This window comes from Njordella calcicola, assembly GCF_056494125.1.
In genome coordinates this window covers 430679-449883 of the sequence record NZ_CM151396.1, presented here as the reverse complement: position 1 = coordinate 449883, position 19205 = coordinate 430679, and the positions used below count along the sequence as shown (strand labels likewise).

At 52.2% G+C, this 19205-nt stretch carries 10 protein-coding genes; 6 read left to right on the top strand and 4 right to left on the bottom strand.

All coding sequences use genetic code 11. The features are described from left to right. The first annotated feature begins 14 nt into the window (after nt 1–14). Nucleotides 15–2660 carry a DNA mismatch repair protein MutS gene (mutS, locus tag SH302x_RS01635; RefSeq protein WP_479369229.1) on the top strand — a complete coding sequence of 882 codons (2646 nt, stop codon included), beginning with the start codon at nt 15–17 and terminating at the stop codon, nt 2658–2660. Between the two features lie 45 nt (nt 2661–2705). Here mutS and SH302x_RS01630 read toward each other — a convergent pair whose 3' ends face one another. Next, nucleotides 2706–5387, bottom strand: a complete 2682-nt coding sequence (locus SH302x_RS01630) for a hypothetical protein (RefSeq protein ID WP_479366817.1) — start codon at nt 5385–5387, stop codon at nt 2706–2708. A gap of 432 nt (nt 5388–5819) precedes the next feature. Between SH302x_RS01630 and SH302x_RS01625 the strand changes: the two genes are divergently transcribed. After that, entirely contained in the window at nt 5820–7331 is a 1512-nt protein-coding gene (locus SH302x_RS01625; RefSeq protein ID WP_479366816.1) for an NADP-dependent isocitrate dehydrogenase, read from the top strand. Between the two features lie 131 nt (nt 7332–7462). On the opposite strand, the gene SH302x_RS01620 is transcribed toward SH302x_RS01625, so the two are convergent. Further along, nucleotides 7463–8401 carry a dihydrodipicolinate synthase family protein gene (locus SH302x_RS01620; RefSeq protein WP_479366815.1) on the bottom strand — a complete coding sequence of 313 codons (939 nt, stop codon included), beginning with the start codon at nt 8399–8401 and terminating at the stop codon, nt 7463–7465. A 1285-nt stretch (nt 8402–9686) separates the two neighbouring features. Here SH302x_RS01620 and SH302x_RS01615 point away from each other — a divergent pair. From SH302x_RS01615 to SH302x_RS01605, 3 genes are all read left to right on the top strand, one after another. Beyond that, nucleotides 9687–10511 (top strand): GxxExxY protein, encoded by an 825-nt coding sequence (locus tag SH302x_RS01615; protein WP_479366814.1) that lies wholly within the window; start codon nt 9687–9689, stop codon nt 10509–10511. Nucleotides 10512–10602: 91 nt separating this feature from the next. Further along, a complete protein-coding gene (locus SH302x_RS01610; protein WP_479366813.1) occupies nt 10603–11493 on the top strand; it encodes a helix-turn-helix domain-containing protein in 891 nt (296 codons plus the stop codon). Between the two features lie 166 nt (nt 11494–11659). Next, nucleotides 11660–13006 (top strand): outer membrane protein assembly factor BamB family protein, encoded by a 1347-nt coding sequence (locus SH302x_RS01605; RefSeq protein ID WP_479366812.1) that lies wholly within the window; start codon nt 11660–11662, stop codon nt 13004–13006. A gap of 43 nt (nt 13007–13049) precedes the next feature. Here SH302x_RS01605 and SH302x_RS01600 read toward each other — a convergent pair whose 3' ends face one another. Beyond that, nucleotides 13050–14894 carry a glycoside hydrolase family protein gene (locus SH302x_RS01600; RefSeq protein ID WP_479366811.1) on the bottom strand — a complete coding sequence of 615 codons (1845 nt, stop codon included), beginning with the start codon at nt 14892–14894 and terminating at the stop codon, nt 13050–13052. Nucleotides 14895–14968: 74 nt separating this feature from the next. Next, entirely contained in the window at nt 14969–16048 is a 1080-nt protein-coding gene (locus SH302x_RS01595; protein ID WP_479366810.1) for a hypothetical protein, read from the bottom strand. Nucleotides 16049–16478: 430 nt separating this feature from the next. Here SH302x_RS01595 and acnA point away from each other — a divergent pair, with 430 nt between their 5' ends. Further along, nucleotides 16479–19199: an aconitate hydratase AcnA gene (acnA, locus tag SH302x_RS01590; RefSeq protein ID WP_479366809.1), complete on the top strand. Its 2721-nt coding sequence runs from the start codon at nt 16479–16481 to the stop codon at nt 19197–19199. The last annotated feature ends 6 nt before the right edge of the window (nt 19200–19205 follow it).

Here is a 19205-nt window from a genome sequence, read left to right as displayed (position 1 = left end):
TTATCATGTCCAACATGAATCTTTCACCAATGATGCGACAATATGAAGAAGCCAAACAGACCAGCGGCGATGCGCTGCTGCTGTTTCGCATGGGCGATTTCTACGAGCTGTTCCACGATGATGCGAAAGTCGTAGCGAAAGTGCTCGGCCTCACTCTCACATCGCGAGACAAAGGCGAAAACCCGGTACCGATGGCTGGCTTTCCGCACCATCAATTGGAAGGCTACCTCGGCAAACTGATTCGCGCAGGCTATCGCGTGGCCGTCTGCGAACAAGTCGAAGACCCGAAGACGGCCAAAGGTATCGTTCGCCGGGAAGTCCAACGCATCGTTTCCGCTGGCACACTGACAGACGACGCGCTACTAGACCCGCGTGCTTCCAATCTCTTGGTCGCAATCTGCCGCGATCAATCCAGCCCGCGCAAGAACGCGGCGGCTGACAGTCAAGCCAAGCTTGGCATCGCTTGGGTTGAACTCTCGACAGGTCGCTTCGAAGCCAATACGGTCGCGTTATCAGCACTGGAAGACGAACTCGCTCGGCTGGAACCCAGCGAGATCTTGCTCAGCGAATCCGATCAAGAGCTGGCCAAGCTGATTCAACGCGATGCTTCCGTATCGCCCGCTCAGAGACTTCCAATCACGACGCGTCCCGACTGGAACTTCCACCCCGAAGAAGCAACCAATTCGCTTTACAAACACTTTAACGTTAACAACTTGGAAGGCATGGGCTGGGGGCCAGATGATCTGGTTGCCATTCGAGCTGCGGGAGCAGCTATTCGTTACTTGATGGATACGCAACGTATCAGTCTGGATCATATCGCAACGCTGCATCCGGCTCGTGAAAGCCGTTTCCTTGAGATCGATGCCTCGACTCGCCGCTCATTGGAGATTTCCACCAGCATACGCTCGGGCTCGCGAGCTGGCACGCTATTAGAATGTCTGGATGCATGCGTAACACCAGGCGGCTCGCGATGCTTAGGACAATGGCTGGCCGCTCCACTGATTGATATCGAGCATATCAATTTACGTCTGGACAGCGTCAGCGAACTGGTACGAGACAACCGATTGCGGGAATCGCTGCGACAGCTTTTGAACGACAGTTATGATTTGGATCGATTGGTATCGCGTGTGGCCACCGGCCGCTGCGGACCACGCGATTTGCAACAAGTTGGATCGACACTACGTGTGTTGCCACGTGTTAAAGCATTACTGGAATTGCGTGTGGCCCCACGCTTGCAACAGCTTTACCAATGGATCGAATTACAAGACGCACTCGCCGACCAATTAGCGGTGGCTCTGGTCGATCAATGCCCGCTGCTGGCCCGCGACGGAGGCTTCATCCGCGACAGATATGACTCGCGATTAGATGAACTAAAGGAGCTGGCAGGCGGCGGTAAACAATGGATCGCAAGATATCAAGCGGACCAGATCGAAAAGACGGGCATTACTTCGCTGAAAGTTGGTTATACCAGTGTCTTCGGATACTACTTGGAAGTTACCAACACGCACAAAGACCGTATCCCTGCAAATTACGTCCGCAAACAGACTCTCAAGAACGCAGAACGTTACATCACCGAGGAACTTAAAGAATACGAAGAGAAAATCTTAGGGGCTGAGCAGAAAGCACTTGAGGTTGAATTAGAGCTGTTCAATGAGTTGCGAGAAGCTGTCCATCGAGTGATTCCTTCCCTGCAACGCACAGCTTCCGTACTGGCCGAACTGGATGTGCTGGCTGGATTTGCTGAGCTAGCTGCGAAGCGAAGCTATGTTCGACCTGTCATCACCGACGAGCCTCTGCTGGAACTTTTTGAAGCTCGCCATCCCGTACTTGATGCAATGATGCCGCAAGGGAAGTTCACTCCCAATGATACAACCCTAGGCAGCGAGTTTGGTCGCTTGCATCTGATCACGGGCCCCAACATGGCGGGGAAGAGCACGTACATTCGCCAAGTCGCTTTGATTACGATCATGGCTCAAGTCGGATCTTGGGTGCCTGCCAATCGCGCGACGGTCGGGATCGCTGATCGAGTGTTCGCGCGGGTAGGGGCCAGCGATGAACTGTCGCGAGGCCAAAGTACCTTCATGGTCGAAATGGTGGAGACCGCGCGTATCTTGCATACGGCCACCAAGCAATCGCTGGTGATCTTGGACGAAGTCGGTCGTGGTACGAGCACTTACGATGGTTTGTCGCTAGCATGGGCCATTGTCGAATACTTACATGACCACGCTGACCCGCGAACACTGTTTGCGACTCATTACCACGAGCTTATTGATCTTCAGCGCACGCTGCCGGGTGTTCGCAACTTTAACGTGGCCGTGAAAGAATGGGATGAGAATATTATCTTCTTGCATCGAATCGTCCCTGGTGGCGCTGACCGCAGCTATGGAATCCATGTTGCTCGGCTGGCTGGAATACCCGGCGAAGTCAACGATCGCGCTCGCGAGATTCTCGCTCAGCTCGAGATGGACAATCTACAGAAGAAAGGCCAAGCTCGCGTCTTGCCACCTCGCGAAAAGAAGCATTCCCCCATACAGATGACACTTTTCCAACTGGCCGATCACCCAGTGGTCGAAAAGCTTAAGCAATTGCCGATAGACAGTCTATCGCCGCAAGAAGCAATGGAGCTTCTCAAACAACTTCAAAGCGAAGCTAACCAATAACAGACTTTTGGACCAGCGACAACTTCTCCAAACACTCCGCTACATCTATGGACGAAATCGTTCTTCTCTCACTTTAATTCTCGGTTGATTCACATCAAATTGATAATTACTGCTGGGCCCCCCTAGATTTTCTTGCTCTTGCATCGAGGTTTTGTCAACGCGACCGGCGGCTACCAACGCAGTATATATATCCCAATCAAGATTGGTATTGGTCAAGATGAAGGTGGTATTGCGCCAGTTTTTTACTAGCAGTTTCAATCCATCGCCATCGACCTTCGAGTTAGTAAGATCGAGTACGGAAGGTGAGGCCATACAGGCAAGCATTTCCTTGAAATGCGAGTACGAAAGATCACTACCCCTTAGCGCCAGCGATTGATAACTAGAATTCTTTAGCAGATCGGTTGTCTGCTCTTGGGTTAATCGAGCATTCTCGATCCGCAGATTGAGAAAATGCGTTTTCGCCAAGGCACGCAGAAGTGCATCTGTCAGAATTTTGGCATCCACAGAGAGATCCAACAACACGTTTCGTTTGATTTGCTTGACAATGTCCTCAGCGATGGCATCGGTAAGCAAGGTATCATGGACACGAAGGAGTTGAAGGTCTGGATTATTTTCCAAGATCCTTCTGGCGGTGTCGTCGTCTAATGGCGAACCAGGAAGTGCTAACAACTTTAGACGCTTCAATTCGCCAACTCTGGCAATGGTCTCGTTCGTCACATCCGCGTGCAGAAGGCCTAGCTCCTTAAGATTTTTACACTTGAGGATTTCAGCAGCCATGCTGTCATCCAGCGTCGCGCCACCGCCGACGAAAAGCTCCAGGTCTCGAAATCCGAACAACTTGCTTTGCTTTGGCAGTGCAGCTTGAAAAGACAGCCCCTTCAAGCTGGGTACATTTTCAAAATGAGCATATATTAAGGAAGCTTCTAAGTCATAACTGTCACTCAACAAGGGAGCATTGACAATTCGAATCGCGTCCACCTGAGTTAGTCGATAGTTATTTTGCGGACCGCGCCGCAATTCTGTCGCATCTTCGATTCGCAGCCGCTTCATGCGCCCTAAATCAAAATCGAACGCGTGCAATTGATTCAGTTGCTTTGACAATTGGAAAATACCTTCGGTGGTTACTTGTTCCGACCGAAGATTCAGACTACGCAGGTTAGTCATGGGCCTTAAAACGGTCAGTTGTGATGGCACGCAACCGGTTGCTTGAAACTCCAACGCCTTTATTCCACCGTTGGTTACAAGCGGTTCGAAGCGAACGTCATGTAATGGTACATGCTTAAAATGCAATATACTTGGCCCGTTACTTTCCCCAAGCGAGTCGATCCACTTTTGAGGCAAGCTGGGTTCAACGTTAGAAAGATCGCCGAATTTTGGCGAGCTTCTATAAACGTTTCGGTTTTCCAGGTACACCGTATTTTCAATCAGCAGGGTCAGCGGGCTGGTGTTTACGAAGCGGAGCGTCTCCAATCCAATCGGTGCTACCGCCAAATTTCCGGCTTGAATCGGCCCGTCGATGCCCAAATGGCGCAACCATGGCCCTTCACTTACAAACTCACCCGCATAAGTTCGATTTGCTATGTTGACGTGCGCGTTGCGTAGTTCTGATAAACTGGGGCAACGGTCAATGATCAAGTCGAACTTTTGCATGGGATCTAGAATGATAGACTGCAATCGGGGCATGTCCCGGAAGGTCAGTGATACCACTTCGGAATTGCGAAACTGATCGTACTCGACGCAAGCCACAAACTCCAACTTCGGCAAACCGTCTAACGTCAAAGCATCCTCGAGCCCTGGACTTGGATGCGGCAGCCACAAATGTTTGACTGTTCTCAGGACCGGAGCATCGCTCAACTCTCGCAGAGCTACCTTGGTCTTGGTCAGCCGCAGCCACTGCAATTGACTCATTTGGTTCAGGGCTTCCAAATCTGAAGCCGTCGTATTGGTACAAGTCAGATTCAAGGCATTCAACTGCTTGATCGAGCCAAGTGTCGCGAAGACTTCAGGCGTTAGTTCCCTACATTCGACCTTCAGTGAAATCAACATAGATTGCTTACGCAGCTTTTTGAGTTGCGCCAAATCATATGAACCCGAACTAAGTAGAACTTCACGTAGGTTGTTGCAGGCCAGAATCTGGGCCAGCAATGCGTCGTCGGGATCGTTCAGTTGCACATGAGTAAGCCGTCGCCAAGCTCGACGACTTACAAATTTTGGTAGATATTCGTACAAAAGCGTCGGCTGCAGTATGTGCGTTGATGCTTGATGGCCTGCCTCATTCAACGTTTTGCCCAACGCTGCTTGCCGAATCCCAACGCTTTCATAGTAACGCCAATATCCAAACGCTACTGCGACCAACAGCGTCCCAAGAATTAAATCTGTGAACTGAAAGCTATACCATCTTTGACCTGGGTTTCGGTTTTCACGATAAGTCATGTAGACCGTCAACACGGCAGCAACACAAACAGCCACAAGGATGTTCTGGACCAGCGATAGCCAAGAGAAGCTTCGAAATGGAGCTTCCGTTTGCGCCGGGTAAGTCACAGAAAAATCATACGTGGCCGGCCAACCAGCCAGATAAAAGGTTGGCATCAACCACGCTGAACCAATATCGTCACTAGTCTTTCGAACAAAGTTCTCTAGGGGGCTGAATGTGTACCGGTAGGGCAAATTCAAAACGCAGAAGAAAAAACCAACCAGGGCCAAAACAATCAGGGTTCGTCTTGCCATACTACCTGCCCTTAGTCGCTAAATGCAGAGACATGATTCTCAGCCACAAATTTTATCCTCCCGTGTTGAAGAACGGTAGCAGTTGCTCACGCAGCTCAGGCCGCTCTAAAACGGGATTGGAGATGCCACCAATCCGCAGAAACTCCTCTGGCCTATTGCACAATTTTCGAAGCGAAAGCCGCCAGCACGCTCCTGGAAACTAGAGTTTGCACCTAATTCCGGACCAACTATGCGTTCCGAAATCGGCCAAAAACGGTATACTTCTTCCCACTTTCAGCTGTCCCAGTCAGGGATTACCCTGGAGATGCACGAATCCACGTCATTATGGAATCCGAATTAGAAACCTATTTTCGCCCTTTCAAAAACTAGCCGACATGCATCTTTTGTTGATTGCTAGTCATTTTCACCCAAACACAGAAGGATCACGCAAAGATGGCCAACACCGCGACTTTTGAAACCGCTTCTCAGAACCAAGGCTCCAGCAACCAGTCCCCTGTACCGATTACGGTCGCCCGAGGTGATGGAATCGGCCCCGAAATCATGCAAGCCACATTGGATGTCCTCTTGGCCGCGGGTGCACGATTGGCGATTGAAGAGATCGAAATCGGCGAACAGCTCTACAAGAAAGGGGTGATGTCAGGTATCCAAGACAGCTCCTGGGATAGCATCCTCAAGACTCGCGTGTTCCTCAAAGCCCCCATCACGACCCCACAGGGTGGCGGTGTTAAATCGTTGAACGTGACCACGCGGAAAACATTAGGACTCTACGCCAACGTCCGCCCCTGCGTATCTTATCATCCGTTTGTCTCCACCAAACACCCAACCATGGATGTGGTCATTGTCCGAGAAAACGAAGAGGATCTGTACGCCGGGATCGAGCATCGCCAGACCGACGAAGTTTATCAGTGCCTAAAACTGATCTCACGCCCAGGCAGCGAAAAGATCGTTCGCTACGCGTTCGAATATGCCGTGGCCAACAACCGCAAGAAGGTGACGTGCTTTACCAAAGACAACATCATGAAATTTACCGACGGGTTGTTTCATAAAGTCTTCGATGAGGTAGCAGCCGAATATCCACAAATCGAAAATGAACACTGGATCGTGGACATCGGTGCTGCGAAATTGGCCGATTCCCCCGAAGCGTTTGACGTGATCGTGATGCCCAATCTTTACGGAGATATTCTCAGCGACGTGGCGGCGCAAATCGCCGGCTCAGTTGGTCTCGCAGGCAGCTCCAACATCGGCGAAAAAGCGGCCATGTTCGAAGCCATTCACGGTTCAGCTCCTCGACGCGCAGGCCAAAACCTCGCGAACCCCAGCGGCTTGCTGCTCGGCGCAGTGCAGATGCTGGCACACATCGGCCAGCCGGAAATCGCCCAAAAAGTCCACAACGCTTGGCTGAGAACCTTGGAAGATGGCGTCCACACCTACGACATTTTCAAGGAAGGTATCAGCAAACAGAAAGTCGGAACGCGCGAGTTTGCGGAAGCAGTCGTCGCCCGCATGGGACAATCACCGCAACAACTCAAAGCCGTCACCTACAGCGCGGCGGCTGCAGCAGATCCCACCAAGCCAGTTAAACCGATCTACACCCCAGTCAAACCTGCCAAAAAGGAGCTCAAAGGCGTTGACGTATTCGTGCATTGTGCCGGGATCAGCCCGAACGATCTGGGGGCGAAACTGGAAAAACTCCAGTCCGAAGCTTTACGTTTGCAAGTGGTCTCCAATCGCGGCCAGAAGGTTTACCCACAAGGCTTCGCCGAAACATTCTGCACAGACCACTGGCGCTGCCGCTTCCTGGCTGCTAACGATGGCAACATCACGCATCAAGATGTGATCGATTTGCTCAGCCGCTTTGCCGCCGCTGGACTCGACTTCATCAAGACCGAGCACTTGTGCACCTTCGACGGCGAAAAAGGTTGGACTGCTGCGCAGGGAACTTAAAGTTCTCGCTGCCCAACAACTGCTACCTGAACCATGACACCCGCGTTTCGGCTATCTGATTCGCGGGTGTCTTCGTATTCCCCTGCGTCCGGATCACGCGCAATGCATAATAGTTTTGATTGGTGGTCGGTTTATCGATCAAGCCTTTGAAGGATTTCTTCTAAGATGGCAACGTCGGACTCGGGACGAGTGGCACTGCCGGGATAGGTAAGCGACGTTTGAATCCAACCTCGCAGCTTCAAGAACTGAGCGGCGTTGTGCTTATATGCCGGAACGGGAGATCGAAATGCTAAGAAGCCTAGATATTGCAATAGATCGTTCAGCTCATAAAAATCACTGTCGCCCTGCTCCCACATCGCATCGCGTCGAGCGAACTCGGCGGGTGCAAACGTGCTAAGCCCAAGCAGATAGTCGCTGCCATACATGACCATGTCGATCGCTAAATCGTTTCCGGTCAGCACCAGAAAATCGGGCCGAAGCGTATCTCGTAATTGCAGTCGCTGCCATTCAAGCTGCCTGTTCAGCGAAGAGTGCTTTGCACCAAGGCACTCTGGAATCTGCAGCAACTGCTGGTACACATCCAAGTCGTAGACTGCTCCGAACGGCGCGAACATAGTCCCAAGTTCAAAGGCATAAAACGCACCCGAGTGCTTGCCAATCCTGGAATACGATTCGATTACTTTGTCAGCCGTCTGTTGCGTCAAGCCAAAGCTTTGGAAGATCACAGGCTTGCCGCCAAACGATTGGATCTCATCAATGCGATCGCGGTACTGATCGAAATCAAACGATGCACCTGGCTGATCGCCGACGAATGCACCAGCAATGAACGGTCGACCCGCAACGATTTCTTGGGTCGCCTTTAAAACGTCCAAACGTTGGCTGGCGCTGATCAAGTTCCCGTATCCAGTATCCATGTTGACAGCGGGGATCAATCCAGCGTCCGCGGTCCTGGCAACGTGGTCGCGAAAACCGGACCAGTCGATTTCGGTGTCCGATAACAGCGGCAACAAGATGGCCGACATGCCGGTGATCTTGCGTCGATAACGAATGGGTGGGATGTTAGAATTCATAGATCATACTTTATACAGTGTGTTGGCGTTCCGCTTGGCAAATCAAGCACAATTGTCTGGCGTTTTGGGCAATTAGAACTGGGAGACCAACCAATGAGAGCCTGCTATTCGTCGGACTCTTTTCATTCGGTGGAAATAACGACCTTCGCCACCGGCTAGCGGAGTGGCATAAAATGCAGTGCAGTAGAATAGCCAACGAATCAAGGGAGACCAACGAATGTGAGCCTGCTATTCGTCGGTCTCTTTTCATTCGTTAGAAATAACAGACCTCTCCACCGGCCAGCGGAGTGGCATAAAATGTAGAGCAGTAGAACGTCCAACGAATCGAGGGAGACCAACGAATGAGAGCCTGCTATTCGTCGGACTCTTTTCATTCGGTGGAAATAACAGACCTCCCCACCGGCCATCGGAGTGGCCTAAAATGTAGAGCAGTAGAACGTCCAACGAATCGAGGGAGACCAACGAATGAGAGCCTGCTATTCGTCGGTCTCTTTTCATTCGGTGGAAATAACAGACCTCTCAACCGGACTGCACAGTGGCATAAAATGCAGTGCAGTAGAACGTCCAACGAATCAAGGGAGACCAACGAATGTGCGCCTGCTATTCGTCGGTCTCTTTTCATTCGTTAGAAATAACAGACCTCCCCACCGGCCAGCGGAGTGGCCTAAAATGTAGAGCAGTAGAACGTCCAACGAATCGAGGGAGACCAACGAATGAAAGCCTGCTATTCGTCGGACTCTTTTCATTCGTTAGAAATAACAGACCTCCCCACCGGCCAGCGGAGTGGCATAAAATGTAGAGCAGTAGAATAGCCAACGAATCGAGGGAGACCAACGAATGTGCGCCTGATATTCGTCGGACTCTTTTCATTCGGTGGAAATAACGACCTTCGCCACCGGCTAGCGGAGTTGCATAAAATGCAGTGCAGTAGAATAGCCAACGAATCAAGGGAGACCAACGAATGTGAGCCTGCTATTCGTCGGACTCTTTTCATTCGTTAGAAATAACAGACCTCCCCACCGGCCAGCGGAGTGGCATAAAATGTAGAGCAGTAGAACGTCCAACGAATCGAGGGAGACCAACGAATGTGCGCCTGATATTCGTCGGACTCTTTTCATTCGGTGGAAATAACGACCTTCGCCACCGGCTAGCGGAGTTGCATACAATGCAGTGCAGTAGAATAGCCAACGAATCGAGGGAGACCAACGAATGTGCGCCTGATATTCGTCGGACTCTTTTCATTCGGTGGAAATAACGGGCACTGAGATAATGAAGGGACGATTTCATGCAAGATTCTCAGCGTAATGCGAATAAGGTCATCCACCAAGAGCTATCGTATCTTATCAATGGATGCATCTTCGACGTCCACAACGAAGTCGGACCAGGGGTGCGAGAGGAGTGTTACCAGAAGGCAACGGAGCAGCGACTGGTTGAGAAAGGTCTTCCGTTCGTCGCCAAACCCGCCACGCGGAGGGAATTTATTTATAAAGGCCAAACGGCGGATATCTTTGTACCAGACTTAATTATCGCCAACCGAGTGATACTTGAACTCAAGCATAATATTGATGGATTTGCCCCCGAGAACTATACGCAATTGCTGTGTTATCTCAAGTTTTGGAAATTGCGACTTGGTCTGTTAGTGAACTTTGCCATGGACCGAGCGATCATCGAGCGAGTGCCGTTCGACCCTCGCGATGTCCCGCTTGATGAAGACTACGACTGCATTTCTAACATCGTCCAAACGAAACACAAAACGGTGCTGCGCACGATTCGCGAAGGGATTCTTGAGTTACATCGTCTTTTTGGCGTAGGGTACACTACCACCACATATCGAAAACTAGCCGTGATAGAATGGCGTTCGCGTGGGCTAAACTGCTTGGACGATACAGTTGTCGAGCCTACGTTTCACGAACGAAGACTCCCCCGCAGCAACATCACACCAATCCTTGTTGAGAATCTTGTATGCGTGCAAGTGGATGCGATTTATGATGACATCTCAGCCCGTGCAGTCCGCACCATGCAGACTCACCTACGATTGACTGGTTGTGAAATAGGGATAATCGTCTGCTTTGGAAAAGCCAAGTTAATGATCCGAGGTGTTCGGCCTTGATTCGCGACTTCACATCCTTCGTCTCTTTATAGTATTTGCCGTCGCCCTATATCCGTTGGAACCTCTTTCCGACGGTGCCAAGTTCTAGCCCATGTCAAAACCATCACCTCCTTTCCAATCTCCTACGCAAACGCGATCGACTCCCGTGCCGCCTGATCTGCGTCCCAATGGATTATGGGCGTTTGAAAGTCGCCATGAGCAGTCGTTTGCAATGCCGATTACGATCCATCCGTTTTTCAAGCTGCTACTGATTCGGGAAGGGAGTGGTGAAATTGAATTTCAAGACAAGCGAAACAGTTGTGTCGCTGGTGATTTAGTCCTGGTGCCAGCTCAAGTCCATCATCGCATCATCGATTTCCCAAAATCTCCCATTTCGCTCTACGGGCTTGGTATTGACTCGCGAAAAATCCCCTGTGTTGCTTCCGTAATCGCGGATTTCGTCAGGGGCGTGTATGGAGTTGCATTGCTACGGTCGCTCAGAATCGAACAGCGTTTACGTAAGATTCTTTATTTGAATGATCAAGCGGATGCGGCGAGTCAACTGTCTAGTATCGCTGCCGCAATGGACTTATTGGCCGAACTTTCGCTAGTCCTCCATCCGCCGAAGCTCCGTGGCGTCAGTCCAGCACTGAAGCGTTCTTCGGTGACGAAAGACGAACCGAGAGTCTCGGACGACCCATTGCTGGAGGCTTACTTGGCTTGGCTGCATCGCAACTTCTTTGAGTCGCTGTCGTTGGAAGATGCGGCGGTCGCCACAGGCATGTCTCGCCGCACGTTTACCAATCGCTTTAAGATCCGCACAGGGACAACATGGCTTGAGTACGTCAACCTGCTTCGCATCCGCCACGCGGAGTTGCTGCTAGGACAAACGGATCGAAAGATTACTTCGATCGCTTTTCAGTGCGGCTTCGATGACTTGACCACCTTCTATCGAGCATTCAAAAGAATTCATGGCAAGAACCCGAGCGAGCTGAGAAAGTAGTGCAGATTCTTGTCGCCTTCGCAATGCTACGCACACTTGCCAGAGAGGAATACTATGGTTGCCGCGACAGTACACCACAGTAACCATGGTATGATGCGGAAATCCAATGGAACGCATCGCTGGAGAGCGTTTAAGTTTGCGCCAAGCCCTTTTTGGTAAGATTTCTATGAACAATACGATCGTCGGCCTGTTGGTTTTCAGCTTCATGGTTCGCAGCACTTTGTGCGTGGCAGATGACTTCCCTCAATTTCGAGGTGCGACGGGAGACGGTAGAGTTGTGGCTCAGGTGATCCCGTTAAATTGGTCGGAAGAAGAAAACATCGCCTGGAAGATTCCCATGCAAGGCTCTGGTTGGTCGCAGCCAATCGTGTGGAACAATCGCGTCTACATCACAGCCGCTTATGCAAACGATCTAGCCAAGCCGAAGCGGTTTGCTGATGGCGTAAAGATGCCGCAAAGCATGGGCTTGGGCGGCCTAACGCGAGCCCCGGACATCGACATCCAATGGCAGACTCAATGTATCGACGCACTTTCCGGATCGATCCTTTGGACACAGACCCTAACACAAGGCAAGCCGCCATTCCCCACGCACCCTTCCAACACTTACGCAACCGAATCACCGGTCGCTGATGCAGAAGGCGTTTACGTTTGGTTTGGCTCGATTGGTAAGCTCGCCGCCCTCTCACATGACGGCAATTTGCTATGGCAGCGAGACTTTGAGCCGCACAAGATGAATAATGGCTTTGGCACGGGAAGTTCGCTGGCTATCCATGCCAGCAAAATATACTTGCAGAATTTCAGCGAAGAGTCCGCGGACATTTACTGTATCGACGCTCGGAGCGGCGAAGTCGTTTGGCAAAAGGCTCGTCAGTCCACAGGCTCGGCGTGGAGTACTCCGATTGTTTGGACCAATGCGTCACGGACCGAGTTGATCGTATCGGCCGGTGAGCAAGTCGATAGTTTCGATCCGTCCAGCGGCGAGTTGCTTTGGACAGCCAGTAATGTCAAAGCCGCAACGGCTTGTTCCGTTTGTGCTGACGACACGGCCATCTACTTTGGAGGCAGCGATCCATTTTCGAAAGGCACGCTATTCGCGATCAAGGCCGGAGCAACTGGGGACATCAGTCCAACCAAAAAGAATGAGAGCTTTGAATATTGCCAGTGGCTGCAAGAGAAAGCGGCCCCCGGCATGGCGTCGCCGGTTGCTGACGGGCAACTGGTTTACGTAATCGACAAGAACATTCTGCGGACCTATGACGCTGCTACAGGCCAACGGATTTATCAGGAGCGGGTGCCAAATTTGAGCACCGTTGCAGCGAGTATGTTGTCGATCGGCGATCAACTGCTCTTGCTAGACGAGAATGGTTCAGCGGTGATCTTTGCCGCCGGTCGTGAAATGAAGGTACTGGGAGGCGGTAAGCTGGACGACACATTTTGGTCGACTCCAGCGGTAGCAAATGGCGCGATCTTCTTTCGCGGCGTTGACTTTCTTTACTGCATTCGTGCGCGGTAGGCATCATATAATGAGAGTCCCGTCCGAGCGGATGCGTTCCTCGTTAGGGTTGGGCTTGTAGGTACACAGGAAACTCCCCAAGCGTGACGCTCGCAGAAGCTTCAAGCTCTACACGATGCCCGAATGCATCTACTAGAACTGCTGGGAATTGCTCTCCTAACAACTCGCTGACCTGCAACTGGACCGGCTCGCCGATGGCCCAAGCGGCGATGACCGATCGCTGGTCGTTCTTCCATTGCAAGAGCCATACGTTCGGATCGGCATGCGGGAGTCTTTCCGCTTTACCGTCAAAGCCCTGTAACTGACGCATCATGGTCGCCATGGTGAACCAAGATGGCCGCAGGGTTCCATCATCGCGAATGAGTCCCGCTCCGGCATGCATCGACGGCTTTGAGCCACTTTCGCGATAGATAAAGACCTTATCGATGCCACGTGCTAGCGTAATCATAGTCACTCGCGGCAATTTCGCAGCTTGCTTGCGTTCCGACAATCCAATAGGGCCACCAACATCGTTACCTGTCTCCGTCAACCAGATCTCGGCTGTTGGTTTGTGTTGATCACGCCACAGTATCAACTGGTCAATCTGGTCCAGATAAGTCATCTCCGGTGCTGACGTTTTTTCCTTGCGGATGTTTGGATCTTCGAGAGCAATCTCAGGCTCTTGCACACCTGAATAGAAATGCACGTTGATTACATCGACCAAATCCAAAGGGCATTTGCCGTCGGCGTATCGATAGTCGGTCATTTGTTGCAGGGTCGCGAGTTCGACTCCCGCCCATCCGCAGGAAGTAACCAACAAGTCAGGATCCGCTTTGCGAGCTCCTTCCACACCAGCTCGCATGACATCGAAATAGCGATCGATCGGCCCTACGAATGCAGCCCAAGTTGGTCCCACTAGATTCGGTTCATTCCATAACTCAACCGCATCGATTTTGTTCAAGCCAGACTTTTTGTCGTTCGTCTTCAGTTTCGAGGCGTCATGCTGCCGAGATCCGTAGCGAGCGACCATCTGGAAGATCGCTTCGCCATAGTCGGCGGTATCTTGAGGCGGATAGCCTGCTCGATTCACCTTCACCTCTGGCCCAGCAGAGTTTGCCCATTCAGGTGTCTGAAAGACGTATGGCAGAATCATCATGTTGTGATCGCGACATGTCTGATAAATCAAATCTTGATTGACATGCCACGGCGCAACCGACCCATCGTACGCATAGGCATCGCGGGCCGTCGAAGACATGTTCCATTTGCCATTTTCAAAGCGGATCCATCCAAAACCACACTTGGAATTGAGCTCGGCAAGAGCCAAGCTCGAACCGTTGATACCAAAACGACGCGTCTGGGCTTTATCGACCTCATCATTTGGCAGAACAAACAGATGCGCCCAACCTAGCATCGAATCGTCATGGCCTTGCACTGTCCACTGCAGACGATACGCTCCAGGCGCAAGAGGTTCCGAACTGCTTAGTTCCAGCATGCTGTTAGATGACGCATCGATCTGGTGTTGACTAGTGCCACTTGCGACAATGCTCTGCGTCGTTGAACTTAATTCTGAAGCGATTGTCTGACTGGCTTGGTCTGACACACCTTCGATCATTTGGGAATCGAACGCCAGCTTCCATTGCAGTTGTACTTTGGTGGCTTGGGCACCAGCGTTATCGATATGAAGAGAGCCCAACGCCCGCGTCCCGGCTTGCATCACCGGATCACCGACCAAGCGAATTGTGACCAGCGGTTGATCTTGCGACCAAGCCAGCGATCCGCCACTGGCCAGACAGGCAGTCAAGAACCAGACTACAAACTGCGAGCTTCGCTCGAACACCGGATAAAACATCAGCGTTTCCATATGCGAACGGGAGGAAGGACGCCATGCGTCGTATCGTTCCGTCGGCATGATCGGGCGGACCGCTGCGGCCCTGCAGGTCCATGTTGACTGGGTTCGCTAGCGCAGTCACCATTGCCAGTATTCTAATTGGAAAGCCCAATTGCAGTAGCGGGGCGAACCATATCAAACGCCTCAGCAACCGGAGCTTCGTAAACCGCCCGTCGCGCTTCGGGGACTCGATTGCGGGAAGTCGCAGGAGATGGAGTGGACTCGTTGACCTTAATGCGAACGCCGCTGGCCGACGCAACTTGGACCGCTGAGTTTTCGGTTGGCGATGCGAGCGACTCTAACTGCTTCTTTGCGGCCGCCTCAGCTATCTTCTGTTGCTCGATGAACGCTTGTGGTTGGTACGCTCGCGAGTAAGGCCGTTCGGCTTGCGTTGCGTGAGTGCGAGCATCTGCTGGCTGTGCAACTCGAGACGTTTGGCTGTGCCGCTCTAGCAAGTTCGCAGCCACGTTTTTGGGAGACAACGCTTGAGAAGCATTGGCATCTTGTGTGTACCTATTCAATTTCGGGGAAGCATTGGGAGCGTTACGTCGTGCATCGTCCCGAAACGGATTGTGCTGATAGTCCTCGTTGGGCAAGGACTGTGGCACGGTTAGAGATGGAACCGAATTGGATGGAGGAAAACTGTTGGGTTTGCTGGCGGGTTGTGGTGGAGCGAGCTTTTCCGTGCCAACATGGTCATGAGAATTGGTGAGATGCCCTCCGTCGTGATGTACCTGTGGCAAAGTGGGAGGGGTGTGGCCTTCTCCAGCCCCGTAGCTTTGCGGTGCCATGAGGGGCACCGCGTTCATCTGCCAAGGATGTTGGTAGGACATTCCGTTGTGATCGCATGCGTCACAGCTTTTGGCGATTCGATGGTGAGAACTGCCTAAAAGCGAACGTTCAAAGCTATCGGTCGCTCGATCCATGCCATCGACCAAGCTGCCAAGTTTCAGCACACTGAAAGGCTTGGTACGGGGTCCGCACGTTTCTCCGCAACTGGTGCACCCGTAGGCAGCAGGTGCCGACGCGGAGTTCAAATTGCATTTATCGCAGGCTTGCAAGGGAGCCAGGCCGATGGTCGCCTGGCAGCCAAACAGAAGATTGGCTGACAGCACTGCCGACAGCTTGGCACGTAGTAGAAGTACGGATAGACGTGGGTAGGACTTTTGACGCATCGATGATACTCCGAGATTGCTTGGCCAGGAGCGATTCCGCCCTTGGCCGGTGAGCTTGCGGTTGCCCAGCGGGGCCCCGTTGTCTATCCATCGATCCGCTACGACCGTTGCGCACAGAACTTTCCGCATTTACGACAAAGTCCCCGCAAAACGACAAGTCACCCCAGACTAACATCGATTTGAGTCCATTCCTGGCAACGCTATCGGTTATAGTCAAACGAGATCGGCAGCCCTTGCCGATGGTTGTTGGCCAAAAATGCCAAGGATTTAGTTCGTGGCAGACATCCTCAGGTTAACCGATGACAACCCGCAGGTCGTTAGCTACAATCGCCTTGTCGCAGGCAAGGCAGGCTGAGGCGCGCGACTTCGTTTTCGCCGATTATTTGCAGTTTGAGTCTACTTAATTTATCAGTTTCGGAAATTTCAACTTATGACCAGTGCCGCACTGAAACACGATCCCTTCTCCGCTCGAGCCACTTTATCATTAGGCGATGGCGAAATTGGATACTATCGCCTCGCCAAGCTTGAAGAGATGGGAGTCGGAAACGTTTCTCAACTTCCCTATTCGATTCGCGTCCTGCTGGAATCGCTGCTGCGGAATTGCGATGGGTACGAGGTCACCGAAGAAGACGTTGGGCATTTGGCAAAATGGAATGCGGCCAAACCTGCAGAGATTGAGATTCCATTTAAGCCAGCTCGCGTCGTGTTGCAAGATTTTACCGGTGTACCTTGCGTGGTCGATTTAGCCGCCATGCGTGAAGGCATGAAGGCGCTGGGCGGGGATCCTAAGAAAATAAATCCGTTGATTCCCGTCGATCTGGTCATCGACCACTCGGTCCAAGTCGACTTTTTTGGCAGCGCCAACGCATTGGAGAAAAACGTCGAGATAGAATTTGAGCGCAATCGTGAACGTTATGAGTTTTTGCGATGGGGACAGCAAGCCTTCAACAACTTCCGCGTGGTACCTCCCAACACGGGTATCGTGCACCAAGTCAACCTCGAGTACCTTGCGTCGACGGTCTTCCAAGGCACCGACGCCAAAGGCCCGGTAGCTTATCCAGATTCCTTGGTGGGCACCGACTCGCACACGACGATGATCAACGGTCTGGGCGTACTGGGCTGGGGCGTGGGCGGTATCGAAGCCGAAGCGACCATGCTGGGACAACCGCTGTATATGTTGATGCCGGAAGTTGTGGGGTTTGAAATCGTCGGCGAAATGTCACAAACTGCCACGGCCACCGACCTTGTTTTACGTGTGACCGAAATCCTGCGAAAGGAAGGCGTCGTCGGCAAATTTGTCGAGTTCTTTGGCGAAGGCGTCGCAAAGATGACTTTGGCAGACCGTGCGACGATTGCGAACATGGCTCCCGAATACGGAGCGACCGTCGGTTTCTTCCCGATCGATGGTGAAACTCTACGTTACCTGCGACGCACCGGCCGCGACGCTTCTTTGGTCAACTTGGTCGAACGTTATGCCAAGGAACAAGGCTTGTTCTTGGACGCATCTGCTTCCAAGATCAAGTACACAAAGACCTTGCAGTTGGACTTAGGCAGCGTTGAACCAGCTCTGGCAGGACCCAAGCGTCCGCAAGATCGAGTGGCTTTGGTGAACGTCAAACAAAGCTTTAACAAGGCGCTGACCGCTCCGATTGCCGAGCGTGGTTTCGGACTTACGACGGAACAGCTATCCTCGACGGCAAAAGTGCAAGACAACGGACATACCAGCCAAATCGGCCACGGGTCAGTCGTCATCGCGGCGATCACTTCCTGCACGAACACCTCAAACCCATCGGTGATGTTGGGAGCTGGCTTGTTGGCCAAAAAAGCGGTCGCTCGGGGCTTGAAGTCTGCCCCCTATGTCAAAACCAGTTTGGCTCCAGGTTCCCGCGTGGTAACCGATTACCTTGATGCCGCTGGGGTCAGCGATTCGCTGGATAAGCTGGGCTTCCAAACGGTTGGCTATGGCTGTACGACCTGCATTGGCAACTCCGGGCCACTGCCTGATCCTGTCGCAGCGGCGATCACCGAAGGGAACTTGGTCGCCACCGCCGTGTTGAGTGGAAACCGCAATTTCGAAGGCCGCGTCAACCCGCATACACGCGCTAACTATCTTGCTAGCCCACCGCTAGTCGTGGCTTATGCGCTGGCTGGTCGTATTGATATCGATTTTGAAAAAGAACCAATCGGCAACGACCGCGATGGCACGCCCGTTTATCTGCGTGAAATTTGGCCAAGTGCAAATGAAGTGGCCGCTACCATGGAACAAGCCGTCCAGCCAGAAATGTTCGTGCATCAGTACCAAAGCGCATTCACCTCCAACGCAGCTTGGAACGCGATCCCAGTTTCCGCTGGCGAGCTGTATTCATGGGATGCAGGCAGTACTTATATCCAACATCCACCGTTCTTGGAGAAAGTAGCCGAAGCGACTGGCAGCATTGCGCCTATCAAGAACGCTCGCGTGCTGGCGATGCTGGGCGATTCAGTAACTACCGACCATATTTCGCCAGCAGGTTCGATCGCAAAAGACAGTCCTGCAGGCCGTTTCTTGCGTGAGCATGGTGTTGAACCGCGCGATTTCAATAGCTACGGAGCCCGCCGCGGAAATGACCGTATCATGGTGCGTGGCACGTTTGCAAACATCCGCATCCGAAACGAATTGACACCGGGTATCGAAGGCGGTGTCACACGACTGTTGCCTGGTGGCGACGTCATGCCAATCTACGATGCCGCAATGGCTTATCAGGAAAAGAACACGCCGTTGATTATCTTGGCTGGGGCCGAATACGGTACGGGTTCATCCCGCGACTGGGCAGCCAAAGGAACTTTACTGCTAGGCGTCAAAGCGGTTATTGCGATTTCGTACGAGCGCATCCATCGCAGCAATTTGGTCGGTATGGGCGTGCTTCCATTGCAATTCATGCCTGGTCAAAATGCCAAGACATTAGGACTCACCGGCGAAGAAGAATTCGCGATCGAAGGCCTGAATGATAGCCTCCAACCTCGCAGTACCATCGTCGTCAAAGCGACCGCACCAGATGGCTCGACTAAATCGTTTGAAGCATTCGTTCGCATCGACACACCAGTCGAAATCGATTACTACCGCAACGGTGGCATCCTGCCGACCGTCCTGCGCAAGCTAGCCGCCAGTTAAGGCACA